The sequence below is a fragment of the Variovorax flavidus genome, assembly GCF_030317145.1.
Classification (GTDB): domain Bacteria; phylum Pseudomonadota; class Gammaproteobacteria; order Burkholderiales; family Burkholderiaceae_C; genus Variovorax; species Variovorax flavidus.
The window spans coordinates 1,003,065-1,028,827 of sequence record NZ_JASZYE010000001.1 but is presented as its reverse complement, the minus strand read 5'-3'; the positions used below and the strand labels follow the sequence as shown (position 1 = coordinate 1,028,827).

Below are 25,763 nucleotides of genomic sequence, written 5' to 3'. Positions count from 1 at the left end.
TCAATTGATTGTTCGAGGGACGCCTTCGAACTCGTCGAGCACGTCCATCGGCGTGATCCGCCGGCCGAAGTAGCCGACGCGTTCCTCCAGCCCCTCGCCGCGCAGGATGTCGCGGGCGAGGGCGTGCGCCGAGGCCATCCGCATGGCAATGCCGGCCGCTTGCAGTTGCGCGTGCATCCGGGCCAGCATGCGCGCGCCCGCCAGGTCGATGTTGGCCGAGGTCGACAGGTCGCACACCACCAGCCGCACCGGCTCCGCCGAGGCGCGGACCTTGGCGAGCACCACGTCATGCACGTGCTCCACGTTGAAGTAGAGGAGGGCGGCCTCCACGCGGAACACCAGCACGCCGGGGATCGGCTCGTTGTCCGGATTGCGCCCCATGTCCGAGAGGCTGCGCGTGCCGGGAATGCGCCCGAGGAAAGCGACGTGAGGCTGCGCCACCCGCCGGATCAGCAGCAGCAGCGATGCGATGGCGGCCAGCATCACGCCCTTGAGGATGCCCAGCACCAGCACGCCGGCAAAGGCGATCATCGCGACGCCGAACTCGTAACGGCTCGCCTTCCACAGCGCACGCAACTGGGGAATGTCGAAGAGTCCCTTGACCGCCACCAGCACGATGGTCGCCAGCACCACGTTGGGCAGGTTTTGCAGCAGGGGCGCCAGGTAGACGAGGCAGATGGCAATGGTGATGGAGGCGAAGACGAGCGCCAGCGGCGTCCTGGCGCCCGCCTTGTCGTTGACGGAAGACTGCGACAGCCCGCCTGCGACCGGGTAGCCCTGCGCGAAGGCCACGGCCACGTTCGCGGCGCCGAGCCCGAGCAGCTCCTGCCGCGCATCGATGGCGTAGCCGTGGCGCTCGGCCAGCGTACGCGCCGCGGACACGCCTTCGACATACGCCAGCAGCAGGCAGGCAAAGGCCAGCGGAAGCACGTCGTCCACATCGCGCAGGTGCAGGTTCGGCGCGCGGATGTGGGGCAGCCCCGTGGGCACCTCGCCGAGCACCGGCAGGCCGAGGCCGGCCAGCGGTGTCACGGTCAGCACGACGATCGAGAGCGCCACCACGGCCAGCGCGACCGGCCGGCCCGGCAGCAGCTTCTCGCCTGCCAGCAGCAGGGCGAGCGAAGCCAGTCCGAAGCCCAGGACCGCGAGGTTCGTGCCGGGAAGCTGGCCCAGCAGCACCACGACCCGCTCGAAGAAGTGTTCCCCGCCGCCCTTGACGCCGAACAGCTTTGGCAACTGGGTCATGGCGATCGTGAGCGCAGCGCCGGCCTTGAAGCCGAGGAGGATCGTCTCGCTCACGAAGTTCATCAGAGAGCTCAGGCGCAGGACCCACGCGAGGATGCTCAGCCCCGCCATCACCAGCGCCGTGAGGGCCGCGAGATCCATGGCGCGCGCCGCATCGCCTCCGGCCATGGCGGCCGCCATCGTCGGCGCGATGAGGATGGAGATCGCCGAGGTGGGGCCGATCGCCAGCTGCCGCGACGACCCGAAGAGCGCATAGAACAGTCCGCCAGCGAGGTAGCCGTACACGCCGCATTGGGGCGGCAGCCCGGCCAGCATGGCGTAGGCCAGCGACACGGGGATTGCATAGGCCGCCAGCGTGATGCCCGCGACGGCATCGCGCCGCAGCCACGCGGCGCGGTAGCCGGGCAGCCATTGGGCAGGCGGAAACGCTGCGCGCCATCCACCCACAGGCGCGGGGGGCATGGACGCGTCTGTCGTGGCGGTGGCGATCTTCTCGGTGAGGTGCGACATGCGGCCAGCGTGGAGCCTGTGGCATGAGCTTGCGCCGTGGCACGCAGGCGTGGAAATCCGACCTAAGTAGGATTTGCGCCCCCGGCGCGCTGCGCTACCTTGACGGACACGACGTAGAAGAGCGAGGTGGATGCCATGCAGCTGAAACACCGACCGACGGACAAGCAGGAGAACGAGCCGGTCGCCGTGCGCGACGAACCGAAGGCCAAGGACGCCGATCCCTCCAAGGGCAGGCTCAAGCAGAGCCAGTACGACAAGGAACTGGAGCGCCTGCACGTCGAGCTCGTCAAGCTGCAACAGTGGGTGGTGCACAAGGGGCTCAAGATCTGCATCGTGTTCGAGGGGCGCGACGGCGCGGGCAAGGGCGGCACCATCAAGGCGATCACCGAGCGCGTGAGTCCACGCGTGTTTCGCGTGGTTGCGCTGCCGGCGCCGACCGAGCGCGAGAAAAGCCAGATGTACATCCAGCGCTATCTGCCGCATCTGCCGGCCGCGGGCGAGGTCGTGATCTTCGACCGCAGCTGGTACAACCGCGCCGGCGTGGAGCGCGTGATGGGCTTCTGCACGGAGGAGATGGCCCAGGAGTTCCTGCGTGGGGTACCGCTGGTCGAGCGCGCCATCCTGGATTCAGGCGTCATCCTGCTCAAGTACTGGCTCGAAGTCAGCCCCGAGGAGCAGACTCGCCGCCTGGAGGGCCGCATCCACGACCTGCGCAAGATCTGGAAGCTGTCGCCGATGGACATCAAGTCCTATGGCCGCTGGAACGACTACTCGCGTGCGAGGGACGACATGTTCGCGGCCACCGACACCGAGTTCGCTCCGTGGCATGTCGCGAGGTCGGACGACAAGCGCCGTGCGCGCCTCAACATCATTTCGCATTTCCTGAGCAAGGTTCCCTATCGCGAGGTGCCCCGGGAGAAGGTCAAGCTGCCCAAGCGCAACAAGATCGACAACCGTCGCGAGTCCACCCATCCGGTGAGGTACATCGAAGAGAAGTACTGACGTACTGACCCCGATGCGCCCCGCAGCCTGTCCGGGCCTATCCAGTCGCGCCGGTCTCGGGCGCCTGGACCAGCAGGACAGGCATGGTTGCCATGCGCGTGACGTGCTGCGCCTCGCTTCCCCACAGGATGCGCTCGATGCCCTTGCGGCCGCGCGTTCCCGCCACGATGAGATCGGCCTTCCAGTCCTCGGCGTCTTCGGCGACCAGTTCCGACAGGCTCAGGGTCAGCGACACGAGCAGCTTCGTCTCGACCTTTGCGCCGCTGCGCTCGGCGCGCTCGCGGCCTTGCTGCAGAAGCCGTTCGCCTTCCGCCTTCATCTCCGGCAGCAGCGAGGCGTAGGACGCGTGAGATGCGTGGCCCGGCCTGAACTTGAAGGTGTTGAACGCATGCACCAGCCGCAGCGTGGCGCCGTGCAACAGGGCCAGGCGCACCGCCTCGTCGAGACCGGCCAGCGAGGTGTCGCTGCCGTCGAGAGGGACAAGGATTCGCTGGTACATGGTCGGGACTCCTCAACCATCGATGCGTTGACGCATTGACCTTCGCCAACTGCATCCATCGTGACGCCTCCGGCATCGGCTGGCAAGCCAGACTCAAGTTCATGGCGATGGCCCCGATGCTGGCGCTGGGGTGTGCCGCCGGTCAGACCGTGCCGCCGCAGGTCGATCCTGCGATGGGTGCTTCGGCGCTGCTCGAGCGCGGCCGTACCGCCTTGCGGGCCGGGGATCGCTACGCGGCGCTCCTTGCCATCGCGCAGGCGTGGCGCATGCAACCCGGAAGTGCCGAGACCGCCCAGGCCCTTGCCGACGTTCTCATGGAACTGGGCGGCCCCAGCGGTGCGGCGCATGTGCTGGGCGAGCGGACGGATGCGGGCGTCGAAAGCCGCGCGGCCGGGCAGCGATTGCGATGGGCCATCGATGTCCCTTCGCAATCGCCGGACCCGCGGGAGCGTCTCCGGGACGTGGATTCCGCGCTGGCCCGCATCGACGCACTGCTGGCGGAGGCGCGCTCCGCCCAACCGCCGGATGCCGGTCTCGTCACCCGCCTGCAGCGCGACCGGGCAGTCGCACTGCGCCAGCGCCAGCGCTGGCAGGAAGCCGTCGACCAGGTGGGCCTGCTGCGCGCGGGAGGGGATGACATCCCCGTGTATGTACTGCAGGCGGAGGCCGACGCGCTGCTTGCCTTGCGACGCCCGGCGGACGCACGGCGTGTCTATCAGCAGGCTCTGGAGCGCATGACTCCGGCCGAGCGCGAGGACAAGGACGGTCCATGGCGGTCGCTCATGGCCGGGCGCGCCTATGCGGAGGAGGAAAGCGAGGACTTCGACGCGGCCTTTGCCACGGTCGATGCGCTGGTGGCTGCCGCGGGGCCCCCGTGGCGCCGTGCGGGCGAGTTGCAGACGCCGGAGGAAAACGAGGCCTGGCTCGACGCGCGCGCACTCGATGCCGCCATGCACAGCTATGCCGGCATGTCCGCGGCGGCCTGGGAACGCATCGTTCCGCTGAAGGAGGGCGCGCCGGCGCTGCCTTGGCTGCGCGCTCAGGCCGCGGATATCGCGGCGCAGCAGGGCTGGCCCCGGCAGGCCGAAGATGAGATCGACATTGCCGCCGCCCTGGCGCCCGACGACTTCGGCATCCGCGTCCAGCAGGTCGCCTCGGACACGCGCCGCCATCGCTTGTTGCGGGCCGAAGAGCGGCTCTCGCCGCTGCTGGACGCCGGCAGGGACAAGCCGGAGGTGCAGCAGGTGCGGCGGGAACTCGAAGCGGAACTGGGCCCCAGCGTGAGCTTCGAGCTCGGAGGCAGGCAGGTGTCGAGTCAGGCCCTTCGGGGGCCCGGTGCCGGCACGGACGCGAGCCTCCAGGTCCAGTCCTCGGTGATGGCCGGCACCTGGCGTCTGGTCGGACTGGCCGACACCAGCTCGGATTCGCTGCAGGAGGGGCGCGCCACGCGGCACCGTTTCGGCGGCGGCGTGCAGGCGCGCTGGCCGGACTGGATGCTGCAGGCGTTGGGCTGGTCCCAGACAGGCTCGCTGAACAGCTCCGGCGGATCGCTCGCGGCACAGTGGGAGCCCAACGATCGCTGGACCTTGCTGGCGGACGCCGCGAAGGATTCACCGGACACGCCCCTGCGTGCGAACTTTCATGGGATCAGCGCCGATTCGGTGCGGGGCGGGCTGCGCTATGCATGGAATGCATCCACGCAGGTGGGCCTGCAGGCGCAGCACATGGACTTCAGCGACAGCAACCGGCGCGAGCAGGTCACGATCGATGGCGTGATGCACCTGCTGGTGCGCCCCCACGTGGACATCGCGCTCATGCCCCGCGTCGAATGGCAGCGCAACAGCCTGCCCGGCACGCCTTACTTCAATCCGCTGGAAGCATGGCTTCCCACACTGGAAATGAGGGTGGAGCACGTCATTCGGCGCGCCTACGAGCGTGCACTGGTGCAACGCCTGCGGCTGACCGTGGGCGTCTTCGATCAGCGCGGCTTTGGAGCATACGGCGTGGGTGGCATCGCCTACGAGCAGACCTGGCGCAACGACCCCTGGACCGAACTGACCTGGGGCGTCGAATGGGCGAGCAACGTGTACGACGGCGAGCGCGAACGCTCGGCGCGTGCCTACATGAAGCTCCAGCACAGGTTCGGAAGATGAGCACCGTCCATCCCTCCATCGGCGCCCTGTACCGCTTCGTGCGCGTGCTGGCGATGGCCGGCCTGTGCCTGGCTGGCGGGTCCGCGCTCGCGGAGCCGCCCAACTTTGCAGCCATCGCCTTCCACGACGTGGTCGATACCCCGGGCGAGCTGGATGACGACGCCATCACCGCCGATCGCCTGGTGAGCTTCTTCGACTGGTTGCGCGGCAACGGCTGGACCGCCGTGTCGCTCGATGACATCGCGCGCGCGCGAAGCGGCGAGAAGGCGCTGCCGGCCAAGTCAGTGCTCCTCACCTTCGACGACGGCTATCGCAGCCTGTACACGCGGGCCTATCCGTTGGCGCTGGCCTACGGGTTCCCGATCGTCGCGGCACTGGTCGGTGAATGGATGGATGCGCCCGCAGGCTCCCCGGTGCGCTACGGCAACCGCTGGGTGCCGCGCGAGCACTTCATCACCTGGGGGCAGGCCCGCGAAATGCAGGATTCCGGGCTGGTCGAGTTCGCGTTGCATTCACGGGCATTGCATGTCGAGGTCGTCGGCAACCCGCAGGGCAACACCATGCCCGCCGCAGTGACCCGCAGCTATGCGCCGGGTGCCGGCTATCAGAGCGAGGCGGATTTCGCGGCAGCGGTCGGAGCCGATCTCTCTACCGGCAGTGCTGCGCAGCGACGCGAACTGGGACGCGCTCCGCGTGCGATGGTGTGGCCCTACGGCCGCTACAACGCGGTCGGGACGCGAGCGGCGCAGCATCAAGGCTTCGAATTCGCGCTGGTGCTCGACGAAGGTCCGGCCAGCGTGCGTGAGCCCTTGAGAGTGGCGCGATACCTGCCCACGTACAACCCGCCGCTCGCCGAACTCGTACGGAGCCTCACGCCCGATCCGGACGAGATCCGCGTGGATCGTCTCGTCTGCCTCGACCCCGCTGCGCTGTGGGCCGGCGACGAGGAGGCGAGCAACGAGCGACTGGGCCGCGCGATCGAGCGCGTGCGCGCGCTGGGCATCACGGGTCTGGTGGTCGATGCGGTGCGCGTCGATGCCCAGGGACGCATCACCAGCGCCTGGTTTCCGACGCGGGAACTCCCCTTGGCGGGCGACTGGCTCTCCCGCGTCGCCTGGCAGATGCGCACGCGCGCCGGCGTGAAGGTGTATGCCCGCCTGCCGCACCGCGCCGCGCTGGCCACGTTGGGCGACGAATCGCGGGTGTTGCGCCTCTACGAGGACCTCGGCGCCATGGTGCCGCTGGACGGGTGGCTGCTCGAAGGCGCGGCGGCGCCTTTGCGGCCGATGCGCTTCGACGACCCGCCGCCGCTGTATGTGCACCGCCCCGGCACGCGGCCGAACCAGGCCGCATGGGTGGTGCGTGCCCGGCGCCAGTCGATGTTGAAGGCGCTGGGCGAGGCTTCCGATGCGGACGCGTGGGGCTGGAGGGCGTTCGCTGTGCTGGACGATGCGCGACCGGGGCTCGAACTGCTGTGGCTGGCGCCTGCGTATACGGCCGCCGCGCATCCGCTGGCGAACCTGAGCCTGGTTCCGGCTGGCTTCGATGATCCGGTCGCCGACACGCGCGTCGCGCCCGTCGATCCCGCTCTGGCGCGCTGGTTCACTGGCGCCGCGCCGCCGGATGCCACGCGGCTCGCCCGGACTTCCATCGACTTCCAGCGCCACGGCGGCGTGTCCTTCGGGTGGTGCCCCGACGACCCGGTTGCCGATGTACCCGCCGCAGCCGTCGTGGGGCCGGCCGTGTCTGCGTCCAAGTTTCCATTGCGACGGTGATTCGCATGAGTTTCCAGGACTTCATCACTGCCTTCTGCTTCGGCTATCCGTTCGTGGCTGCGATCTACTGGATTGCCGGCGGCGCGCTCTATGCGTGGCTGCGCGGGCGCCACGAGCCGGCGCCCGACGTGCCGCCGGCACTGGCGGCCTACCCAGGGGTGTCCGTATTGATACCGTGCCACAACGAGGCGCTGCAGTTGGCAGAGACTTTCTGGGCGCTGACGCGGATCGAATACCCGGACTTCGAAGTCATCGCCATCAACGACGGCTCGACCGACCAGACCGGCGCATGGCTCGATGCGCTGACTCTCCAGATGCCCACGCTGCGCGTGGTGCACCTCGCCAGCAATCAAGGCAAGGCCACGGCCATGAATGCGGGCGCATTGGCCGCGCGCCATGAACTTCTGGTGTGCATCGACGGTGACGCCTTGCTCGATCCCCACGCGTTGACCTGGCTGGTGCGGCGCTTTCAGACCGATGCGCGGATCGGAGGGCTCACCGGCAATCCGCGCGTGCGCAACCGGGCGACGCTCCTCGGGCGCCTCCAGGTCGGCGAGTTCTCCAGCCTCGTGGGACTCATCAAGCGTGCGCAGACTGTGTATGGGTCGCTCTTTACCGTCAGCGGCGTGATCTGCGCCTTTCGCAAGCGCGCGTTGCAGGACGCGGGCTGGTGGTCGCGCGAGGCCCTGACGGACGACGTGGATGTGAGTTGGCGCATCCAGTTGGCCGGCTGGCGGCTGGCCTTCGAGCCCAAGGCGCTGTGCTGGATCCTGATGCCCGAGACCCTGGGCGGGCTCTGGCGCCAGCGGGTCCGGTGGAGCGAAGGCGGCGCAGCGGTGATGCTCAAGGTGCTCCCCACCTTGATGACCCAACCGCGCATGGTGCTGGTGTGGCTCAACTACATGGTCGCGATCTTCTGGGCGTACTCGATCACGATCGGAACGCTGGCCTGGGGCGTGCGTCCGTTGCTCGCCGAATGGGGGCTTGTCCTGCCCGGCTACTGGCCGGCCCTGGAGCCCTTTCCCCGGGAATGGGGCCAGGTCTTTGCCCTGGTGTATCTGGCACAGGCCTTCACGGGTGCGTGGATCGACGAGCGCTTCGAACGAGGCATGTTTCGCTCGCTGCTCTGGATCGTCTGGTATCCGCTGGTGTTCTGGGTTGGCCAGGTCCTGACATCGCTCGTGGGCCTGCCGCGAGCCCTCTGGCACATGGGCCGCATGCGCGGGACATGGGTGAGTCCCGACAGGGGCGTGCGCTGAGTTCGCCATGGCCGACCAGATAGACAAGCCTTTGCCGTTGCGACTGGTGCCTCCGTCGCAGTGGCCCCCGCGCATCCTGCCGGCTGCGGCGCCATGGTGGATGCGCTTGCGCGACCTCGTCCTGACCCTGTTGGCCTGGATGGCGTTTCTGTGGCTGTTGCGGGGACCTGTTGTGGCGGCCGTGGTGTGGCTGAGTCCCTCGGCCAGGGTCTATCTCGAACGCTGGATCGACGTCGACTTCGCGGTGGACTTGCGGCCCTATCTCTGGGTCGCAGGGGGCTTTGTCGTGGCTCTGGCTTTTGCGGGGGTCTGGCAGCGGCACCACCTGCGGCGGCAGCCTAGCGCCGATCAGGATGTCGCTGCATTGCAACCCGACGCGCAATTCGCTGCTGCGGGGTTGTCGGCGTCGGACTTGTCCCTGTGGCGCGAGGCGCGCCGCCTGCATGTGCTTTACGACGGCGAGGGCCGCATCACGGGCGCATCTGCCGGGCCGATGGCCTGAGTTCGAGGGGGCCTGTCTCGGCCTACTCCAGCTCGGCGTTCCGGTAGTCGGCCAGCGTCGTGCGCCGGAACTCCGTCACGGGGATCAGCTTGTCATTCGTGCCCGGAAAGCGGGCGCGCACGTTGGACTGCTCGCGGACCCAGCAGCCCCGGGCAGTCCCGCCGTCCCATGAGTTCAGGAAGCAGATCCGGAATGGGCTGGCGCATTCTTCCTGCGCGTCCGTCAGTTGCAGCATGTGGAACGCGCTTCCGGTCGCCACGAACAGGACGCTCGGCTGCATGTCGCAGCCGAGAACGAATGCGCAACTGACGGCCAACGCCGCGACTGAAGAGGTCTTCATGTGTGGCGCTCCAGTCGTTATCGGGGGAAGCTCCATTGAGCGCCCGGGCATCGCAGCCGTCAACCTCAATGTGGATAGGCACCGGCGTCGCTCAGGGCGTCGTCGCTCTTCCGGCCATGGATTCGAGCCAGCGTCGCTCCGAGACGATCGCGATGGCGTGGCCGGCCTGCCGCAAGGCCAGCGCATCCTTGATCGTCTGTCCGAGGGGCGTCTCGGCCCAGTTGGCCGGGACCTTGGACCCGACGACCAGGTAGCGGACGTTCCGGCTGACGACTGCGGCCGGCCAACCGCCAGCCCGCTCCAGAAGCCGCTCGCATGCGGGCTTCGTCCCATGGAGAAAATCGCCCGCCAGGCAGACCAGCGAGTCGCGAAGGGTGATCTCGACGGCGTTGTCCAGCGAAAGTGCGAATTCGGCCGCGCCGTCCCGGTCACTGAATGCGAACTCGTCGGACGCCAGCTGCTTGAGCGTGGTCATCAGGTAGGCGCGCTCGTCCTCGCTCACGTGGCCGTCCGACAGGACAGTTTCGATCGCGCCGCTGACCGCACTGCCGGGCCACACCTGCGCAACCTCGGGGTACTGGGCGAGCCAGGTCTTGAGGAATTCGATTTCCAGGTCGTGGAGATGATCGTCCGCGACCATCGCCTCCATGATGCCGATCAGTCGTTCGATCGCTTGTCGCATGGCTGGGGGTCTCCTGTCGAGGCTGGGCCCGGCGCGCAGTCGCAACGCCGGGGGCGCAAGGCAATGTACCAGCCAGGGCGTCTGCCGGAGCGCGCAGGCGCGCCGGAGCCCTTCGGTCAGCGGATCGTGGAGAGGCGTCCGCTCCTTTTGCCGTTGCCGGAGCACTCGCTGAGCAGCTCCGCGGACTGGGTGACCTGCGCGGCCATCCGCTCGTTCAGCGACTTCCATCCACGATGCTTCGTCGACAGACTCACAAACACCCACCCGGTACCGGCGCACGCGGCGACGGCAACTACCAGCAACCAGTGGACCCATTCCATTCGAAAATCCCGCTCAAGTTTGGTTGGGGAGGAGTTTGTTGGCTCTTCGCGCGTCCGGACATCCCCAAAAATGGGGAGGTCGGGTGCCATCTCCGTGTAGATTGGATGCAATGCTTCTTCCCCTGGCAGCTTACGCACCAACCTTCGTTGTCGTGAGTTCGGTGCTCCTCTACGCCTCCCGTGGAGCCATCAGGCGTCCGCGGTCGCATGGCTTCTCCCGGTTCTTTGCATGGGAGTGCATCCTGGGGCTCATCTGGATCAACCTGCCCGTCTGGGGGACCGACCCGCTCGCGCTGCGTCGGTCGGTGGCACAGGTTCTGCTCATCATCGCGATCTGGCTCCCGCTCCATGCGGTCTACCTCCTGATTCGCCTGGGCCATCGCGGCGAGGCACGCCAGGACGAGGCCCTGCTCGGATTCGAGAGGACGAGCACGCTGGTAACCGCCGGGGCGTTTCGCTACATCCGCCACCCGATGTACACGTCGCTCATCTGCCTGGCCTGGGGCACCTTCCTCCAGCAGTTCACGTGGATGGGGCTGGCTTTGGTGCTGATGGCGACGGCGCTGCTCTTCGTCACGGCGATTCGCGAAGAGGAAGAGTGCCTTGCGTACTTCGGCGATGCGTACCACGACTACATGCGCCGCACGCGTCGTTTCGTGCCGTTCCTGTTGTAGCTGGCAGATCAATCGTCCTTGCTACCTGCGGGGGCCCCTTCGCGGCTGCGTCTTCCAATTTGCGCGCCACATCGTCGACATTGAAGTGGCTTGAACTTCTCCATCAGGGGCGCAGAATGGTCTGCCCAACAACCAAAGGAGAAGCGTCATGGACAAGCGGACTTTCTTGGCAGCGGGACTCGTGGCCGTGCTCGCAGCAGCGTGCACCACCACCTCCACCACAGGCGGCGACCCCGCAACCAAGCGTGCCAGCATCGATGCGTCGGTCGACAGCGCACTGTCCAAGCTCTACGCGCAAGCGCCGGGCTCGCGTGAGATGACGGGCAAGGCCAAGGGGGTGCTCGTATTCCCCGCAGTGGTCTCCGCCGGACTTGGCATCGGCGGTTCCTATGGCCAGGGTGCGCTGCGCGTCGGCGGCAAGACAGAGGGCTACTACAGCACCACCGCGGCATCGGTCGGCCTGCTGGCCGGTGCCGACTCCAAGGCCGTCTTCGTGCTCTTCATGACGCAGGAATCGCTGGACAAGTTCCGCGCGAGCAAGGGCTGGACGGCCGGCGCCGATGCCTCGGTCACCATGCTCAAGGTGGGCGCGTCGGCCGCCGTCGATACGCAGACCATGCAGCAGCCCGTCGTGGGCTATGCACTGAGCAATGCAGGCCTGATGGCCAACCTCAGCCTCGACGGCACCAAGGTCAACAAGCTCGAGTTCTGACCTGACCGGGCGCCTCGGCCCTGAGGCATCCAGATGCGCCCGCCAATCCCGCGGCATGCCCGATCCGGTGAGAACTCGCCGGATCGGGCCGTGTCCAGAAACGACGCGAGGAGGGCGAGCCGAGCGCTCGAATCGAGCCCATGAAACCACTGCTCCAGGAAATCCGACACAACCCGCTGCTCTGGCTCCTGGTCTTTGTGCCGGTGGTATTCGTCACCGCCAGGCTCAAGCCCGAAGCGCACACATTGCTCTTCGTGCTCTCGGTGTTCGCCATCGTGCCGCTGGCCGCATTGCTGAGCCACGCCACCGAATCCGTTGCGGCCAAGACGGGCGACGCCGCGGGCGGCCTGCTCAACGCCACTCTGGGAAACCTGACCGAGCTGGTGATTGCGCTCACTGCCCTGAGGGCTGGGCAGATCATGCTGGTGAAGGCATCCATTGCCGGCGCGATCGTCACCAACACCCTGTTCATGCTCGGTGCGTCGTTCCTGCTCGGCGGACTCAAGCACCACGTTCAGGAATTCAACCGGGTCAGTGCCCGCATGCAGGCGGGCCTGCTCTTCCTGGCGACGGTCGCACTGTTGATTCCTTCCGCGATGATCACGGCCGACGCGGCGACGGCTGCGTTCACCCAGACGCTCAGCGCGGGCCTGGCGGTGCTGCTCATCGTGGCCTACGCGCTGGGCATGCTGTTCTCATTGAAGACGCACCGCGAGCTGTTTGCCAGCGCCCGGCATGGCGACGACGGCGAATCGCCCTGGCCCATCGGGCTGGCTCTCGTCACCCTGGCCGGCGTGACGGTGCTTGTGGCGCTGGTCAGCGAGGTCTTCGTCGAGTCGGTGCAGAAGGCGGCCGAAGCGTTCGGCATGACTCCCGCATTCGTGGGCTTCATCGTCGTGTCGCTGGTGGGCGGCGCGGCGGAGATGAGTTCGGCTTTTGCCGGCGCGCGCAAGAACCGCCTGGACCTGAGCGTGGGCATCGCCTTGGGCAGCGCGTCGCAGATCGCACTGTTCGTGGCACCGGCGCTGATACTGCTGAGCTATTTCATAGCGCCGGCTCCGATGGATCTTCAGTTCTGGCCGGGCGCCGTGGTGATGGTGATCATCGCCACCCTCACGGCGGTGCTGGTCACGAACAGCGGGCGCTCGGCCTGGTTCGTCGGCGTGCTGATCCTGATGGTCTATCTGATCTTCGCCATGACGCTCTACCTGATGCCACCCAGGGCGATGGAGTGAATTCGGAGCGTCAGCCTAGCGTTCGGCCGTATCCGCGACTGGCATCAAGGCAATGGTCGCCAACGCGACCTGCGTGCGGCGCTCGAACTCCGCATAGACCAGTTCCGCCAGGGCGCCCACCTCCTTGCGGTTGAGATGGTCCTTGCCGCTGTTCGGACTCAGCGCGTGTCCGTGGAGTTCGCGGAGGCAGATGATGGCGCGACCGCGATGCGCGCGGGTCGAGAGCGGAGCCGCCTACTTGAGCGCGGCCACTACGGCGTCGAAGAACGGCACCACCGGCAGCGTGCCTTTGCCCGCCGGGTCGGTCTGCGCGCCCCAGACAACGATGACGACCCTTTCCTTGCGGTTGATGTAGATCTGCTGGCCCATGATGCCGTTCGCGTAGAACGCGCCGTCGGCGGCCGACGGGCCGCTGGGCGGTATCCACCACAGGTACCCGTAGCTGATCGGGTTGCCGCCGGCCAGCACCTTGGCCGTGCCCGCTTCCGCGATCCATCCGGCCGGCACCACCTGCTGGCCGGCCGCCACGCCGTCGTTCATCACGAACAGGCCGAAGCGGCCGTAGTCGCGCAAGGTCGCGCTGATGCCGCTGCCGCCGATCTCCACGCCGTCGGGCGAGTCGAGCCACCAGTTGGCCTGCGCTTCCATCCCGACCTTCGACCAGACCTTCTCGGACAGGTACTGCGCCAGAGGCCGCTTGACGGCGTTGTAGACAATCTCGCCGGCCACCTGCGTCTCGCCGGTGCTGTAGTTGTAGACAGACCCGGGCGCCGCCGCGCGGGGCAGCCTGCTCATCAAGTCCATGGCCGAGCCCGGCTTCTGGCTGATCTGCGCCTCCAGCAGCTGGCGGCGGTCGGAGCCTGGGTCGGTGTAGGTCTCGTTCCACCGCGCACCCGAGGCCATCATGAGCACGTTGCGCACCGTCGCGCCGTCGTAGGCGCTGCCTGCCAGCCGCGGCACGTACTTGACGACCGGGTCATCGATGCTGGCGATGTAGCCATCCTTCACGGCGGCTCCGATCAACGTCGAAGTGATCGACTTGGCCACCGACATCGACATCCAGCGCGTCTTCTGCGTGTTGCCGTACTGGTAGGTCTCATGGACGATCTTGCCGTCCTTCAGAACCAGCAAGCCAGCGACGCAATTTGTCGACACGAAGTTGGCGAGGCTATAGGTCGCGGCGCCCACCGTGTAGTTGAGTTGCGTGAGCTGCGTGGCCGCCGTGGGCAGTGCAGAGGGCGTGCCGCCGGGCTCGATGGTGCGCGTGGGGAACAGCCGATCGATGTTGCGGTAGGTGGTGACAGCCAGGTCGGGGGAGAGGGCGCCGTCGTATATCTGGCGCACCGTGCCGATGGGTTCCGACGCATGCGGGTAGCCACTGGCGCTTCCGGTGACCGGGTTGCTCGCGCAGCCGTTGGCGGGTGCGATGCCGACGATGGGCGGTGCAGCCACACCCCCGCCGCCGCCACCACCACCACCGCAAGCGGCAATCAGCAATATTGCTGCAATCAAGGGAACCGAAGGAATCGACCGCAGTGCGCGCGATCGCGTGAAAGTCCTCTTCCGAACACCTTGATCCATGAGTCTCCTTGTGGGTATGACGCTCTGCGAGCGGTGGCGATGCGCCTTCGTCCCTCGCGGCACGCCGGCGCGATCATCGCATCTCGCAACCGAACGCGGCGACCGGAAGATCGGCCCCAAGGCGTGTGCACACTGACCCAAAGCTGTTCACAATGGCGCCGCAAAAGAGCCGCGCCCATTTCATGAAGCATGCATGTCCAAGTTGCCATCGCGCCGGTGTCTCCGGTCTGGCGAAGCGGTGGTCTGCTCGCTCATGCCCTGCCACATGCGAACTGTGCGGCGGCCTTTCGCATGTGTTGGCAAGCACCTCGAACGGCATCTTCGTGGGCAGCATCCTGGCTTTCATCATTTGCATGATTGCTGCGGTTGCCTTGACGGGGGAACTATTCCCCTCCGTGGTTGCGGCGGTGTGCCTGTCGGTTGCATTCAACCTGTGGGCGTGGAGGCGCGCGGAGATGCATCCGATCCCAAAGGAGAGTGCGGAAGCCGCACGAGCCGTCGGGTGGTTCATGGCGGGCGTGTATGCCCTTTTCGCGTTCTTCGGTTGACGGACGACGCGGAAGGACTTCTCGATGAACGACGACGAGGTGCGAGCCGCCCTGCAGCGGCACTGGGCGGCTTCCGATGCCAATGACTTCGCGGCGGAGCATGCGATCTACGCGGACCATGCGGTGCTCGAATATCCGCAGTCGGGCGAGCGCATTCGCGGTCGGCAGAGGATTCAGGCGTCGCGCATGGCGCAGCCGGACCCCAAACACTTCATCGTGCGGCGGACGCTGGGTGGCGGGGATCTCTGGATCATCGAATTCGTCATCACCTACGATGAGAAACCCGTCCATGTCGTGAGCATCATGGAGTTCGAAAACGGCCAGGTGGTCCGGGAAACTCAATACTTCGGCGAGCCATTCGAGCCCGGTTCTTCCCGCGCCCAGTGGGTTGAACGAATGGACTGAAGCGTGCGACCGAGCCCGATTGAACAGCAAATGAATCGACCCGAAGATGCGCCCCGCGCGTTTCAAATCGTCTGGAACAACCACGACATGGCGCTTCTCGGGACCCTGTTCCATGAAGATGCGACATTTGTGAATCGGTTCGGGCACTACGTGCGCGGCGTCAAGGAAATCGTCGACCTGCATGCGCCCATCCACGCGACCATCTATAGCGATTCCACGCTGGAGAACGAACTGATCGATGTAGTCGCGATCGGCGACGACGCGGCAGTCGTGCACTTCTGGAGTCGCCTCATGGCCGGTGCGGCTCATCCAGCGGGGCCGCATACGGTCGACACGCTGATCCTTGCCGTGCTGACGCGGCAGGCCGGCGAGTGGCGCATCAAGGCACTCGAAAATGTCACCCTGACGAATCCCCGTACGGGAGAAGCCGTGTTGCGAGACAACCGAGGGTCTTGATCCTCAAGTCTGCTCGCTTCTTCTTTCGCAACACAACGCCACGAACGCATGCGCAACGTCATTTACTACGCTCTGATGCTCCTGCTCGGATTTGCCTGGTACAGGTTCGGGCAGAACCTGCTCCGCAAAGGGCACCGTGACGAGAATGGCGAACTCACCAAGGGGCTCGTCGGTCCCGTCGGATTCCTGCTGACCGGTGTCGTGGCGTGCTGCCTCTTCTTCGCAGTATTGCGCGCGCTGGTCCGGGGTGAGGTCTCATGCGTCGGCAGGGGTTGCGAAGTGCAGGTCTACACCCTGGCGGCGAATTCGGGCGAGTACTGGGCCAACTTGTTTTACCTCGTGTGGTGCGTACTCGCCTTGGGCTACGCGATGTATGTGACGCTCAAGATCTGGTTCCGGGCCTAGAGCGCTCTTCTCGCGGTCAGTAATCCCAGATGACGGGTACCCAGCGAAAGATTTCGCCATCGACCGCCACCCGGCCGACGGATGGGAACGGCAGGTGAGCGGCCACCAGCAGGCCGCGGGTCTCCGCGAGTTCCTGGAAGAGACCGATACGAACACGGGCGGATTCCTCGGGGTCATGCTCGAAGCCGTTGTGCCAGTCGGGGTGGTCGAATGCGACCGGGAACATGGCGTCGCCGGCGAACATCAATCGTTCACCGCCCGATACCAGATCGACCACGCTGTGCCCTGGTGTGTGGCCGCCGGTAAGGCGGACGACCACACCTGGCGCGACCTCATGCCTGTCCTCGAAAATCTGAAGCCGGTCGCGGTATTCGTTGTAGAAGCTCGTGGCGGTCGAGCGGAGCACGCCCGGCACCGGCTTCGGCATGACCGTTTGGGTGAAATCGGGCGAGGTCCAGAACTCGACTTCGGCCGCGGCAACGTGGATGCGCACATCCGGACGCAGCCGCTCCTTGATCCCGGGGACGAGTAGCCCGCCGACGTGGTCCATGTGCATATGGGTAATGATCACGTCGGTCACGGACTCGAGTTCGATGCCGGCGGCGGCCAGGCGCTGGGGGAACTGCCCGGCGCGCGGGAAGCCCGAGAACTGCCCGCCCAGCCCGGCGTCGATGAGGATGGTCTGGTCACCACTACGGGCGACCATCACGTTCAGCGGCCAGTCGAACTTGTCCGGCGGCATGAACATGTGGTCCAGCCAGTTCGCCAGGTCGGCCGGGTCGGCGTTGGTGGCCATCGTCGAGGTGGGCAGCGGTAGCACCCCGTCGCTGACGACCAGCGCGTCGATCTCGCCGACGCACAGCGCGTAGCGGGACGGAACCAGTTCGCTGACCCTCTGGCTGCCGGGATGCAAGGTGTCATCTACAGAAAACATAACGAAATCTCCAAAAGGGCGGGCCCGATTGCCCGGACCAAAGCGGCCAGGCGACTGGCAGCAAGAATCGCCGTTCAACATTCAGGGTTGTCGGGCACGGATCACGGCAGAAGGCCGTGTGTGATTGATCGTAGGTAGGAGGGTGGCGAGGCGGTAGGCCTGTAGACGGGCTCACCGTGGTGCCTGATACGCACCAAACACCACGCCTTGACCATCTGAAGGTGCGCCTCCACACTCGTCCACCCCAACGCAACCTCAAAGGCCCGATATGAGACTCGAAGGCAAAGTCGCCGTGGTCACCGGCGGTACCAGCGGCATCGGTCGGCGCATGGTCGAGCGCTTCGTCGAAGAAGGGGCCTCGGTCTTCTTCAGCGGTCGGCGCGCAGCGTTGGGCGCCGAAGTGGCGCAAGCCACTGGCGCGACTTTCATCGAAGCCGACGCCGCGCGCACCATCGCTGCCGCCGCGGCCGGAAGCGGCCGCATCGACGTGCTGGTGAACAACGCTGGCGGGGCCACGGGGAGCGCGCGCCTGGAAACCGTGTCGCTGGAAGACTTCGACTACACGTTTGCGGTGCACGTCCGTGGCGCCATGGCGCACATGAAGCATGTCGCGGCGCTCATGCGCGCGCAACAGCAGGGCAGCATCATCAACATCGGTTCCATCGCCGGGCACCGCGCCGGCTATGCGGGCACGCTGGGCTATTCAGCCGCCAAAGCCGCGCTGATTCACTTGAGCCGCTGTGCGGCGCTGGAGCTTGGCGAAGACAACGTCCGGGTCAATTCCATTTCTCCGGGCGGCATTGCCACCGCCATCTTCGGCAAGGCGTATGGCTTGAAGGATGCGGCGGCTGAAGCCAGTGCCGAAAAAATGAAAGCGGTGCTGGGCAAGATGCAGGCTGTGCCGCGTGCAGGCGTGCCCGACGACATTGTCAATGCTGCCATCTACCTGGCCAGTGACGAATCGACATTCGTCAACGGCACGGACATCGTGGTGGATGGGGGCGCCATTGGCGGCCGCCGCTTTGGCGAAGTGATGGCCGGCCGGCAGGCCATGCGCACCTTGTTCGAATGAGAGGAGCAAGCGGGTTGAAGGCAGAACAACGCGAAGTGCTCATCGAGGCATTGAGGTTGCGGTTCGAGCAGAACGCGCACAGGCACACCGGAGTCGACTGGGCCGACGTCCATGGTCGCTTGCAGGGCAGCCCCGACAAGCTGAGGTCGCTTCTCGAGATGGAGAAGACGGGAGGCGAACCTGACGTGATCGGCGCAGCGGACGATGGTGGCGCCTACCTCTTCTGCGATTGCGCTGCTGAAAGTCCGCAGGGGCGCAGGAGCCTGTGCTACGACGCAGAAGCCCTGAACTCCCGGAAGCAGAACAAGCCGCAAAACAGTGCCATCGACCTGGCTGCGGTCATGGGCGTCTCGCTGCTGACGGAGGCGCAGTACCGCGAACTTCAGCAGTTCGGGGAGTTCGACTTGAAGACGTCCAGTTGGGTGGCGACACCACCCGACGTCAGAAGACTCGGTGGCGCCCTGTTTTGCGACAGGCGCTTCGGCAGGGTCTTCGTGTATCACAACGGGGCCGAGTCCTACTACGCCGCGCGAGGATTCAGAGCCTCAGTGAGGGTCTGAGGCCATCCGATCCGTTCACCACCCCGCGAGGGACTTCACCGACCAGACAAAGGCCGTCATGAGAGCGACGATAAGCAATGCAGCGGTCCAGCTGAAACCGCTCTGAGGCCGATCTTCATTGCTCAGAGGTGCATGAAAGGTCGTGGGACGCTCTTCGCGTTCGGGCTTGTCCGCCCACCAGCCGAAGTTGGTGTCGCTGCCTTTTTCATCCTTGCGATTCATTTCTCGATTCTAGGAATCGTAGTACCTAGGTATTCAGAAATGCTCGGTGGTTCCGGCGATCGGATGTGAACTTCTGCGCACTATTTGCCGCAACTGCACGGCGAGCCTCTGAGCCGGTTCAGATGTCGGTCACATAGCGCGGAAGGAGCGAAGCCGCACCTTGCAGGAGTTCGAACTCCTCGTCGCTCAACGCCAGGCGTCGCATGTCGAAATGGGAAAGCGTGCCCCAGAGCTCGCCGGATGCGTGGTCGAGTACCGGCACGCTGTGATACGAGATGACGATTCCTCGAAGGGCATGCCCGAACAGGCGAGGGTCGGCAACGGAATTGTCGGTACGGAACGCCCTGTCTTTCACAACGAACTGGCAGAAGCTGCGAGTGAACGGAACCACCGCCAGGAAGTCGGGCCGCATGCGTCCGGCCTTGTCGTGAAGGAACACGTTATGCAGGAGCGGTCCCGCAAACCGGTAGACGGCGGTGAAGCGATGCGGAACGCCCTCATTGAGGTACGCCAAGGCCGCAGCCGGGCCATCTCCCGCCAGCACGGCGGAGATCGCGTCCAGGGTTCGAACGCAGGCCATGGCTGCATGCTAGCAAGGCAGAAGGAGGGCGGGATCGGGATTTACGTGGCTTACCCGCGCACACACCTCACGTCTCCGTCAGTCAAGCTGCAGGCCCGCTGCCTGTGCAGCCTTCGGCAACACCGCCAGTTCACGCTTGAGCACCTCCGCGAAGTCTGCGGTGGTATTGCCGGTGACCGGCGCCACGCCGCCCAGCTCGTTCAGCCGCTTGCGGAAGGCCGGCTCGGCGACGATCTGGGCGATCTTCTCGTTCAGGAGTTTCACCACGGGCGCCGGCGTCTTCGCCGGTGCAACGATGCCGAACCACACGTCGAAGTCCACGCCGCCCGGCACACCCTGTTCGGTGAGCGTGGGGATACCCGGCCACAGTTCCGAGCGGCCATTGCGCAACACGCCGATGGCGCGCAACTTGCCCGATTGCACGAAGCCTCGCGCATCGCCCGTGCCCAGCAGGCCCCATGCCACTTCATTGGCCATCAGCGCCTGCACCAGGGGTGCGCCGCCCTTGTAAGGCACGTGCACGAAGTTGCCGTCCGCGTGCGCGTTGATCGATTCGGAGGCCAGATGCGACAGGCCACCCGCACCGGCCGAACCATAGGCGAGGCCGTTCTTGCCGGCTTTCTTGCCGGCGGCGAGCAAATCCTGCACGTTCTTGTACGGCGAGCTTTCGGGCACGACCAGCAGCAGCGGCGCCAGCGAGACCTGTGCGACCGGCACGAAGTCGGAGGCCGCAAAACCAGCCTTCTTGTAGATCACCGGATTGATCGACAGCATGCCCGTGAGCGTCATCGCCAGGGTGTGGCCGTCCGCGGGGCTTTGCGCCACGGCATTCATCGCGATGTTGCCGCCGGCGCCGGGGCGGTTCTCGACCACGATGGTCTGGCCGAGTTCCTCCTGAAGGCGGGGGCCCAGGATGCGCGCTGCCACGTCGGTGGCGCCGCCGGGCGGATACGGCACGACGATCCGGATCGGCTTCGTGGGATAGGCGCTGCCTTGTGCCATCGCCGCGCCGAAGCCCAGCGCCAGGGATCCAGCCACGACGAGGTGGCTCAACAGTTTGAAAGTACGCACGTTTGCTCCTGATGGTCCAGGGAGGGTGGGGGGAGGGGAATTGCGGGCCGGAAGGAAGGGAAGCGGCTTCAGTGGTTGCCCGCGCCGACTTCGTAGTGGGCCTGCCGCTCTTCGAGGGCATGCCAGCCGATGATGTCCTTGAAGGCCGCCATCGTGGTTTGCTCGGCGGGCAGGCCGTCGAAGTCACCGGAGCGGCGGCGTGCCAGTTCCTGCAGGTTGCCTTGCACTGCATGCACGATGCTCAGGAGGCTGGCGATCGGGTAGGTGGCGAAGGCCGCGACGTTCTCGATCTGCGACCGGCTGAGCTTCGTCATCCACGTTCCCGCCATGAGCTGCAGCGACAGGCGGCGACCGCAGGTCTCGCGCAGTTGGACAAGTTGCTCGTAGCTGTTGAAGGTGCGCGAGATGGGCTGAATCAGGTCGGCGCCGGCCTCGGCATAGCGGGCCGCGCGTTCGAGGGCCTCGCCCGCGTCCATGGCGTCGGTGCGCGCAACGATCAGCAGGTCCGCGTCCTGCCGCGCGTCCACCGCGGCCTTGATGCGCGTCACTGCCGCCTCCATCGACACGACGATCGATTGCGTCGCGGCGGCCGGGCAGCGCTTGGGGCTGACCTGGTCTTCCAGCGAAAGCGCGGCGACACCGGCCTTCTCGAATTCGCGCACGGTGCGCCCGACGTTCAATACGTTGCCGTAGCCGGTGTCCGCATCGGCAAAGACGGGCTTTCGCACCACGTTGACCATGCGGTTCACGGTCGCCACGTTCTCGCTCAGCGTGTACAGCTCCATGTCGGGCTGGCCGAGCAAGGCGGCGGAAATGCCGAAGCCGGTGCTGAAGATGCCATCGAAGTCCGATTGGTCGACCAGCAGGGCCGTCAAGGCGTCCTGCGCGCCGCCAAACCAGAAGGTCGGGCCGTGGGTGATGCGCTCGCGGAGCGCCTGGCGGTTGGAAGTCATGTGGTTGCTTTCGTTCCCGCGGTGCGGGCTTTGAGGTAGGGGATCAGGCCGCCCGCGTCGAGCATGCCGCGCTCGGATGCGGAGAAGGGCTGCAGCGGCAGGCTCTGGCCGGTGCGCACGTTGCCCACTTCGCTTGTTTCCCAGTTCACTTCCAGCTCGTCTCCTCGTGCGACCGCAGCGCGAATGCCGGGGCAGGTGACCAGCGGAAAGCCCATGCTCATCTCGCCCCGAAAGAATCCCGGCGAGAACGACTCCGCGATCACGCAGGCGATGCCCAGGTGCCGCATGGCGCGCATGGCGGGGTAGTGCGGATGGCCGTAGCCGAAATTGCGGCCGCCGATCAGCATGTCGCCCTTCTGCACGGTGCTGGCGAAGTCGGCCACATAGTCGGACATCGCCAGGGCGGCGAGTTCCGTCACGTCGGTGATCTTGATGTTGCGAACACCGATGATGAGATCGATGTCGTAGTCGTCCGCTTCGAAGATCCAGGCCGCGCGGCCGCGCAGGTTGACGAGGCTCATGCGGCGGCTCCCGCAGCCAGGGCCGCTTCGGCGAGGTAGGGGCGAGGGTCGGCGATGCGGCCTTCGAGTGCCGACGCCGCCACAACGGCCGCATTGCAGATGTAGATCTCCGAATCGACACTGCCCATGCGACCCGGGGTGTTCAGGGTGCCTGTGGACACGGCGCGCTGGCCGTCGCTCATCGTGGCGATCTTGCCGAAGCAGTAGTCGCAACTGGGCGAGCTGATGAAGGCGCCGGCTTCCACGAGGCATTCGATCAGGCCTTCGCGTGCCGCTGCCGCCATGATGGCCTTGGAGGTCGGCACGACATGCAGCTGAAAGCCGGGCTGGATGCGCCGGCCGCGCAGCACCTCGGCCGCCACGCGCAGGTCTTCCAGCCGGCCGCTGGCGCACGAGCCGAGGTAGCCGGTGTGAACCTCCACGCCGATGAAATCCTTGAGGTCGCGCGTGTTCGCCGGGCTGGGTGGCACCACCACGATGGGCTCCAGCGAGGACACGTCGATGGTCACGACGCGCTCGTACTCGGCATCGGGATCGGGATGCACCGGCTCCAGATCCACCTTCGCGCGGCCTGCCATATAGGCCATGGTCTTCGCATCGGGCGCAATGAGCATGGTGGTCGCGCCCAGGAACATGGCCTGGCCGCAGATGGTCTGCCGGCCTTCGATGCTCATCTGGTCGATGACGGGGCCGCAGAGTTCAACGGCCTTGAAGCAGCAGGAGGCCGGCCCCATCACGCGAACCATGTGGTGGAACACATCGCGCGCCATCACGCCGGGCTGGAGCGTGCCGACCAGTTCCACCTTCACGGTGGCGGGGACGGTCATCGTCACGTTCTCCGTCACGAAGGATTCGATCACGCCCTTGCGCGCGCCGAAGGCGAAGGTGCCGAAGGCGCCCAGCTGGCTGACGTGGCCGTCGAAGTGCACGACGAAGGCGCCCGGCGTGGCGTAGCCCAGTTCGGCCGACACCTGGTGACCGATGCCCTCGCGCTCGTAGACGGGCACGCCCTGTTCCTTGCCCCAGGCACGGGTGACCTTGTGCAGTTCCTCTTCCTTCGGCGCCGCGGCCGGGACCATGTGGTCGATGAAGAGGACAAAGCGCTCGGGGCTGGACACCTTCTCGATGCCGAAGTCCTCGCGCGTCTCCTTGAAGAAGACGTCGGTGTAACCAGGGAAGTCGTAGGTGATCACGAAGTCCGGGCGTGCCGTGATCTCTTCCCCCGGCTTCACGCTCTCCTTGCCGGAGGCGCGAGCCAGGATCTTTTCGGTCATCGTGTGGGGCATGGGCAGTTCCGTTTGACTTCCACCATGTGGCAAGTTGTTCAACCTCGATGTCTGGGACTATATTCAGCACAACTTCAACCCTGTTCGGGTGCAACCCGAATTACTGCCACATAGTGGAAACTAAAAGCAAACCCTCCGGCAAGCGCAAGACGGCCGACACCGGCGATGCCGCGTCGCCCGAAGCGCAGGAACAGCACGCGAGAAGCGGCACCCAGAGCATCGAGCGGGTGGTGGGCATGCTGCGAGTGATCGCGTCGCGCGGACGCCGCGGCATGCGCATCGCGGATGTGGTCAGCGTGAGCGGCCTGCCGATGTCCACCTGCTTCCGGATGCTGCAGCGCCTCGAACTGGAGGGGCTGGTCTATCGCGACCCTTTGACGCGCAAGTACCACCTGGGTCCGCTGCTCTATGAACTCGGATTGCTGGCGCAGCCGCGCTATCGATTGAGCGAACTGTGCGACGAAGCGCTGCGGGTGATCGCGGACCAGACGCAGGACACGGTGTACCTGAGCGAGCGCCGCGGTTCCGAATCGATCTGCACGAGCCGGGCGCTGGGCGACTACCCCATCAAGGCGCTGACGCTCGATGTCGGCATCCGCCGGCCGATGGGTGTGGGCGCGGGCGGCCTGGCCATCCTCAGCGCGTTGCCCCCAGCCGAAGCGGACCAGATCGTCGAAGCCAGTGGTGCGCAGTATGCGAAGTTCGGCGCCTTCGATCCGGGCTTCCTGCGCGCAGCCGTGATCGAAAGCCGCACCCGGGGCTATTCGTTTCTGGACAGCGCCGCGACGCCGGGCACCGCGGCAGTGGGCGTGGCGTTCCCGCCGGAAAACCCGATTGCCGCCATCAGCGTGGCCGCCATATCGAGCCGCATGGGGCCCTCGCGGCGCCGTGAAGTGGCAAGGATCATCCAGAAGCAGGTGGGGGTGATCTGCACCTTGCTGCACTCCCATGCGCCCGCCTTGCTGCAGCCGGGGGAGCGCTGAGTCTTCAGTCCCTGTGCCTGAACCTGATCAGCGTCGTGCCGGCAGCACGGCACCTGCGAAAGCTTCGAGCGCCGGGCCGACGTTGCTCGAATGCTGCAGCGCGCCGAGGATCTTCTTGAAGAGCGGCCGGTAGGCCTCATCGGCTTCGTAGCCTGCGAGCGGGTCCCGGTTCATCAGGAATGCGGCGTCGAGTTCGGCCCATTCGTCGTCCTTGAGCACGCTCTCGGCCAGTGGGAGGATCTCGGCTTCCTCGACCCGCATGTGGTCGAGGTAGAAGTCGACGTACTGCTTCATCAGGTTTTCGAACCTGGCCTGCCGGGCCTGGCGCTGTCCGGTCTCGCTCATCATCCGGAATCCGATCAGCGCATGTTCGAGTTCGCGAATCGTCTGCTCGCCGCGCAGGTGGTCCCGGTCAAGTCGGTCGAGCAATGCATCGGTTTGTGCGTTTCGGCCCCGCAGCTTGGGGAAGAGCAGGCGGCTCTCTTTCGGATGGTGCAGCCTTTCCGGGAACTCATCCACGTAGAACAACATGGCCTGCAAGGCATCGAAGTCGGGCAGGGTGCCTCGGCGCCGATGCTCGCTGAGCAGCAGGGTGATGGCGCGCAGCATGGCCGACAGCGCCCGGTGCTCGTGACGGATGATAGTCAGGCTGGGGTGCGTCACGGCACGGTCCTTCAAGCAGCAGGCGCTGCGTGCCTGTTGCCTTATTCGAACGACAGGGCGGCCGACGGCTGGTCCAGCTTGGACGACACGGCTTCCGTTTCTGCTTTCGTCTTCGTTTCCGCGGCGCGAACCAGAAGGACCGGCACGGTGGAGTAGCGCAGGATGTATTCCGCGCTGCTTCCCATCACGAACCGGCCGACGCCGCGTCGACCATGGGTTCCGACCACGATCAGGTCGGCAGACCATCGTCTGGCTTCTTCCGTGACCTGTTCATGGACCGAGCCGGAAAAGCTGTCGCACAGCACGACGTCAGCCTCGACGCCTGCGGCCTCCGCGATCGCCTTGCCTTCTTCGAGCAGCTTGCGGCCCGCATTGCGCAAGACGCCGAGCCAATCGCCGGCATGGCCGGAATAGGCATCCATCGCGAGGGCGAAGGACAGTTCGTCGATGACGTGGAACAGCCGCAGACGTCCGTGAGTGAGCTTGGCAATACTGATTGCTTCGTCCAGGCCTCGCGTCGATGTCGGACTTCCGTCGACGGGGACAAGAATTCGCTGGTACATGACAGGCTCCTTCCGATTGGCTGCGACGAGGCATCCAGTGTCGGAACGGCGG

At 66.1% G+C, this 25,763-nt stretch carries 29 protein-coding genes; 14 read left to right on the top strand and 15 right to left on the bottom strand.

Annotation, left to right across the window (positions count from 1 at the left end):
• Positions 1-1,755: a SulP family inorganic anion transporter gene (locus QTH90_RS04970; RefSeq protein WP_444814672.1), complete on the bottom strand. Its 1,755-nt coding sequence runs from the start codon at positions 1,753-1,755 to the stop codon at positions 1-3.
• Between the two features lie 135 nt (positions 1,756-1,890).
• Between QTH90_RS04970 and ppk2 the strand changes: the two genes are divergently transcribed.
• Positions 1,891-2,757: a polyphosphate kinase 2 gene (ppk2, locus tag QTH90_RS04965; protein WP_286663402.1), complete on the top strand. Its 867-nt coding sequence runs from the start codon at positions 1,891-1,893 to the stop codon at positions 2,755-2,757.
• 37 nt (positions 2,758-2,794) lie between these two features.
• Here the strand turns inward: ppk2 and QTH90_RS04960 are convergent, their stop codons facing one another.
• Positions 2,795-3,256 (bottom strand): universal stress protein, encoded by a 462-nt coding sequence (locus QTH90_RS04960; RefSeq protein WP_286663401.1) that lies wholly within the window; start codon positions 3,254-3,256, stop codon positions 2,795-2,797.
• Positions 3,257-3,291: 35 nt separating this feature from the next.
• On the opposite strand from QTH90_RS04960, the gene pgaA reads away from it, so the two are divergent.
• The 4 genes from pgaA to pgaD are packed head-to-tail and all read left to right on the top strand — an operon-like array spanning position 3,292 to position 8,945.
• Positions 3,292-5,409 carry a poly-beta-1,6 N-acetyl-D-glucosamine export porin PgaA gene (gene pgaA, locus QTH90_RS04955; protein WP_286663400.1) on the top strand — a complete coding sequence of 706 codons (2,118 nt, stop codon included), beginning with the start codon at positions 3,292-3,294 and terminating at the stop codon, positions 5,407-5,409.
• Entirely contained in the window at positions 5,406-7,184 is a 1,779-nt protein-coding gene (gene pgaB / locus QTH90_RS04950) for a poly-beta-1,6-N-acetyl-D-glucosamine N-deacetylase PgaB (RefSeq protein WP_286663399.1), read from the top strand. The genes pgaA and pgaB overlap by 4 nt, the downstream gene beginning before the upstream one ends.
• Positions 7,185-7,189: 5 nt before the next feature.
• Positions 7,190-8,443, top strand: coding sequence for a poly-beta-1,6-N-acetyl-D-glucosamine synthase (gene pgaC, locus QTH90_RS04945; protein ID WP_286663398.1), 1,254 nt, complete (start codon positions 7,190-7,192; stop codon positions 8,441-8,443).
• A gap of 7 nt (positions 8,444-8,450) precedes the next feature.
• A complete protein-coding gene (gene pgaD, locus QTH90_RS04940; RefSeq protein ID WP_286663397.1) occupies positions 8,451-8,945 on the top strand; it encodes a poly-beta-1,6-N-acetyl-D-glucosamine biosynthesis protein PgaD in 495 nt (164 codons plus the stop codon).
• 22 nt (positions 8,946-8,967) lie between these two features.
• Here the strand turns inward: pgaD and QTH90_RS04935 are convergent, their stop codons facing one another.
• The 3 genes from QTH90_RS04935 to QTH90_RS04925 form a co-directional block, all read right to left on the bottom strand.
• Entirely contained in the window at positions 8,968-9,285 is a 318-nt protein-coding gene (locus QTH90_RS04935; RefSeq protein ID WP_286663396.1) for a hypothetical protein, read from the bottom strand.
• A 91-nt stretch (positions 9,286-9,376) separates the two neighbouring features.
• Positions 9,377-9,967, bottom strand: coding sequence for a BRCT domain-containing protein (locus tag QTH90_RS04930; RefSeq protein WP_286663395.1), 591 nt, complete (start codon positions 9,965-9,967; stop codon positions 9,377-9,379).
• A gap of 116 nt (positions 9,968-10,083) precedes the next feature.
• Positions 10,084-10,287 (bottom strand): hypothetical protein, encoded by a 204-nt coding sequence (locus QTH90_RS04925; protein WP_286663394.1) that lies wholly within the window; start codon positions 10,285-10,287, stop codon positions 10,084-10,086.
• Positions 10,288-10,397: 110 nt separating this feature from the next.
• On the opposite strand from QTH90_RS04925, the gene QTH90_RS04920 reads away from it, so the two are divergent.
• The 3 genes from QTH90_RS04920 to cax all read left to right on the top strand — a co-directional run bounded on the left by QTH90_RS04920 (position 10,398) and on the right by cax (position 12,908).
• Positions 10,398-10,961 (top strand): methyltransferase family protein, encoded by a 564-nt coding sequence (locus tag QTH90_RS04920; protein ID WP_286663393.1) that lies wholly within the window; start codon positions 10,398-10,400, stop codon positions 10,959-10,961.
• Positions 10,962-11,109: 148 nt separating this feature from the next.
• Positions 11,110-11,673 carry a BPSL1445 family SYLF domain-containing lipoprotein gene (locus tag QTH90_RS04915; protein ID WP_286663392.1) on the top strand — a complete coding sequence of 188 codons (564 nt, stop codon included), beginning with the start codon at positions 11,110-11,112 and terminating at the stop codon, positions 11,671-11,673.
• Between the two features lie 140 nt (positions 11,674-11,813).
• Positions 11,814-12,908 (top strand): calcium/proton exchanger, encoded by a 1,095-nt coding sequence (cax, locus tag QTH90_RS04910; RefSeq protein WP_286663391.1) that lies wholly within the window; start codon positions 11,814-11,816, stop codon positions 12,906-12,908.
• Between the two features lie 234 nt (positions 12,909-13,142).
• Here the strand turns inward: cax and QTH90_RS04905 are convergent, their stop codons facing one another.
• Positions 13,143-14,405, bottom strand: a complete 1,263-nt coding sequence (locus QTH90_RS04905; protein ID WP_286663390.1) for a serine hydrolase domain-containing protein — start codon at positions 14,403-14,405, stop codon at positions 13,143-13,145.
• 656 nt (positions 14,406-15,061) lie between these two features.
• On the opposite strand from QTH90_RS04905, the gene QTH90_RS04900 reads away from it, so the two are divergent.
• The 3 genes from QTH90_RS04900 to QTH90_RS04890 are packed head-to-tail and all read left to right on the top strand — an operon-like array spanning position 15,062 to position 16,303.
• Positions 15,062-15,442 (top strand): nuclear transport factor 2 family protein, encoded by a 381-nt coding sequence (locus tag QTH90_RS04900; protein ID WP_286663389.1) that lies wholly within the window; start codon positions 15,062-15,064, stop codon positions 15,440-15,442.
• A 30-nt stretch (positions 15,443-15,472) separates the two neighbouring features.
• Positions 15,473-15,898, top strand: coding sequence for an SgcJ/EcaC family oxidoreductase (locus tag QTH90_RS04895; protein ID WP_286663388.1), 426 nt, complete (start codon positions 15,473-15,475; stop codon positions 15,896-15,898).
• Between the two features lie 48 nt (positions 15,899-15,946).
• The gene (locus QTH90_RS04890; RefSeq protein ID WP_286663387.1) at positions 15,947-16,303 is read left to right on the top strand and encodes a hypothetical protein; all 357 of its coding nucleotides are present in this window, start codon (positions 15,947-15,949) and stop codon (positions 16,301-16,303) included.
• A gap of 16 nt (positions 16,304-16,319) precedes the next feature.
• Here QTH90_RS04890 and QTH90_RS04885 read toward each other — a convergent pair whose 3' ends face one another.
• Complete coding sequence (locus QTH90_RS04885) at positions 16,320-17,237, bottom strand: MBL fold metallo-hydrolase (RefSeq protein ID WP_286664462.1); 918 nt, start codon at positions 17,235-17,237, stop codon at positions 16,320-16,322.
• Positions 17,238-17,505: 268 nt separating this feature from the next.
• Here QTH90_RS04885 and QTH90_RS04880 point away from each other — a divergent pair, with 268 nt between their 5' ends.
• Together QTH90_RS04880 and QTH90_RS04875 are read left to right on the top strand one after the other, a co-directional pair.
• Positions 17,506-18,309 carry an SDR family NAD(P)-dependent oxidoreductase gene (locus QTH90_RS04880; protein WP_286663386.1) on the top strand — a complete coding sequence of 268 codons (804 nt, stop codon included), beginning with the start codon at positions 17,506-17,508 and terminating at the stop codon, positions 18,307-18,309.
• Between the two features lie 35 nt (positions 18,310-18,344).
• Positions 18,345-18,869, top strand: a complete 525-nt coding sequence (locus tag QTH90_RS04875) for a DUF4256 domain-containing protein (protein WP_286663385.1) — start codon at positions 18,345-18,347, stop codon at positions 18,867-18,869.
• Between the two features lie 15 nt (positions 18,870-18,884).
• On the opposite strand, the gene QTH90_RS04870 is transcribed toward QTH90_RS04875, so the two are convergent.
• The 6 genes from QTH90_RS04870 to QTH90_RS04845 form a co-directional block, all read right to left on the bottom strand.
• Complete coding sequence (locus tag QTH90_RS04870) at positions 18,885-19,091, bottom strand: hypothetical protein (RefSeq protein ID WP_286663384.1); 207 nt, start codon at positions 19,089-19,091, stop codon at positions 18,885-18,887.
• Between the two features lie 118 nt (positions 19,092-19,209).
• The gene (locus tag QTH90_RS04865; protein ID WP_286663383.1) at positions 19,210-19,671 is read right to left on the bottom strand and encodes a GAF domain-containing protein; all 462 of its coding nucleotides are present in this window, start codon (positions 19,669-19,671) and stop codon (positions 19,210-19,212) included.
• 78 nt (positions 19,672-19,749) lie between these two features.
• A complete protein-coding gene (locus QTH90_RS04860) occupies positions 19,750-20,742 on the bottom strand; it encodes a Bug family tripartite tricarboxylate transporter substrate binding protein (protein WP_286663382.1) in 993 nt (330 codons plus the stop codon).
• Between the two features lie 68 nt (positions 20,743-20,810).
• Positions 20,811-21,695 (bottom strand): isocitrate lyase/PEP mutase family protein, encoded by an 885-nt coding sequence (locus tag QTH90_RS04855; protein WP_286663381.1) that lies wholly within the window; start codon positions 21,693-21,695, stop codon positions 20,811-20,813.
• On the bottom strand, positions 21,692-22,216 hold the full coding sequence (locus QTH90_RS04850) for a LeuD/DmdB family oxidoreductase small subunit (protein ID WP_286663380.1): 525 nt from the start codon (positions 22,214-22,216) through the stop codon (positions 21,692-21,694). Before QTH90_RS04850 ends, QTH90_RS04855 begins: the two co-directional genes overlap by 4 nt.
• Complete coding sequence (locus tag QTH90_RS04845; protein WP_286663379.1) at positions 22,213-23,502, bottom strand: 3-isopropylmalate dehydratase large subunit; 1,290 nt, start codon at positions 23,500-23,502, stop codon at positions 22,213-22,215. Before QTH90_RS04845 ends, QTH90_RS04850 begins: the two co-directional genes overlap by 4 nt.
• Before the next feature lie 113 nt (positions 23,503-23,615).
• On the opposite strand from QTH90_RS04845, the gene QTH90_RS04840 reads away from it, so the two are divergent.
• Positions 23,616-24,485 (top strand): IclR family transcriptional regulator, encoded by an 870-nt coding sequence (locus QTH90_RS04840; RefSeq protein ID WP_286663378.1) that lies wholly within the window; start codon positions 23,616-23,618, stop codon positions 24,483-24,485.
• Positions 24,486-24,512: 27 nt separating this feature from the next.
• On the opposite strand, the gene QTH90_RS04835 is transcribed toward QTH90_RS04840, so the two are convergent.
• Positions 24,513-25,148, bottom strand: coding sequence for a hemerythrin domain-containing protein (locus QTH90_RS04835; protein WP_286663377.1), 636 nt, complete (start codon positions 25,146-25,148; stop codon positions 24,513-24,515).
• A 41-nt stretch (positions 25,149-25,189) separates the two neighbouring features.
• A complete protein-coding gene (locus QTH90_RS04830) occupies positions 25,190-25,711 on the bottom strand; it encodes a universal stress protein (protein WP_286663376.1) in 522 nt (173 codons plus the stop codon).
• Positions 25,712-25,763: the final 52 nt, after the last annotated feature.

Coding starts and splice junctions, on each gene's coding strand:
- QTH90_RS04970 (WP_444814672.1), bottom strand. CDS start 1,755: ATGTCGCACCTCACCGAGAAGATCGCCACCGCCACGACAGACGCGTCC.
- ppk2 (WP_286663402.1), top strand. CDS start 1,891: ATGCAGCTGAAACACCGACCGACGGACAAGCAGGAGAACGAGCCGGTC.
- QTH90_RS04960 (WP_286663401.1), bottom strand. CDS start 3,256: ATGTACCAGCGAATCCTTGTCCCTCTCGACGGCAGCGACACCTCGCTG.
- pgaB (WP_286663399.1), top strand. CDS start 5,406: ATGAGCACCGTCCATCCCTCCATCGGCGCCCTGTACCGCTTCGTGCGC.
- pgaC (WP_286663398.1), top strand. CDS start 7,190: ATGAGTTTCCAGGACTTCATCACTGCCTTCTGCTTCGGCTATCCGTTC.
- pgaD (WP_286663397.1), top strand. CDS start 8,451: ATGGCCGACCAGATAGACAAGCCTTTGCCGTTGCGACTGGTGCCTCCG.
- QTH90_RS04935 (WP_286663396.1), bottom strand. CDS start 9,285: ATGAAGACCTCTTCAGTCGCGGCGTTGGCCGTCAGTTGCGCATTCGTT.
- QTH90_RS04930 (WP_286663395.1), bottom strand. CDS start 9,967: ATGCGACAAGCGATCGAACGACTGATCGGCATCATGGAGGCGATGGTC.
- QTH90_RS04925 (WP_286663394.1), bottom strand. CDS start 10,287: ATGGAATGGGTCCACTGGTTGCTGGTAGTTGCCGTCGCCGCGTGCGCC.
- QTH90_RS04920 (WP_286663393.1), top strand. CDS start 10,398: ATGCTTCTTCCCCTGGCAGCTTACGCACCAACCTTCGTTGTCGTGAGT.
- QTH90_RS04915 (WP_286663392.1), top strand. CDS start 11,110: ATGGACAAGCGGACTTTCTTGGCAGCGGGACTCGTGGCCGTGCTCGCA.
- cax (WP_286663391.1), top strand. CDS start 11,814: ATGAAACCACTGCTCCAGGAAATCCGACACAACCCGCTGCTCTGGCTC.
- QTH90_RS04900 (WP_286663389.1), top strand. CDS start 15,062: ATGAACGACGACGAGGTGCGAGCCGCCCTGCAGCGGCACTGGGCGGCT.
- QTH90_RS04895 (WP_286663388.1), top strand. CDS start 15,473: ATGAATCGACCCGAAGATGCGCCCCGCGCGTTTCAAATCGTCTGGAAC.
- QTH90_RS04890 (WP_286663387.1), top strand. CDS start 15,947: ATGCGCAACGTCATTTACTACGCTCTGATGCTCCTGCTCGGATTTGCC.
- QTH90_RS04885 (WP_286664462.1), bottom strand. CDS start 17,237: ATGTTTTCTGTAGATGACACCTTGCATCCCGGCAGCCAGAGGGTCAGC.
- QTH90_RS04880 (WP_286663386.1), top strand. CDS start 17,506: ATGAGACTCGAAGGCAAAGTCGCCGTGGTCACCGGCGGTACCAGCGGC.
- QTH90_RS04870 (WP_286663384.1), bottom strand. CDS start 19,091: ATGAATCGCAAGGATGAAAAAGGCAGCGACACCAACTTCGGCTGGTGG.
- QTH90_RS04865 (WP_286663383.1), bottom strand. CDS start 19,671: ATGGCCTGCGTTCGAACCCTGGACGCGATCTCCGCCGTGCTGGCGGGA.
- QTH90_RS04855 (WP_286663381.1), bottom strand. CDS start 21,695: ATGACTTCCAACCGCCAGGCGCTCCGCGAGCGCATCACCCACGGCCCG.
- QTH90_RS04850 (WP_286663380.1), bottom strand. CDS start 22,216: ATGAGCCTCGTCAACCTGCGCGGCCGCGCGGCCTGGATCTTCGAAGCG.
- QTH90_RS04845 (WP_286663379.1), bottom strand. CDS start 23,502: ATGCCCCACACGATGACCGAAAAGATCCTGGCTCGCGCCTCCGGCAAG.
- QTH90_RS04830 (WP_286663376.1), bottom strand. CDS start 25,711: ATGTACCAGCGAATTCTTGTCCCCGTCGACGGAAGTCCGACATCGACG.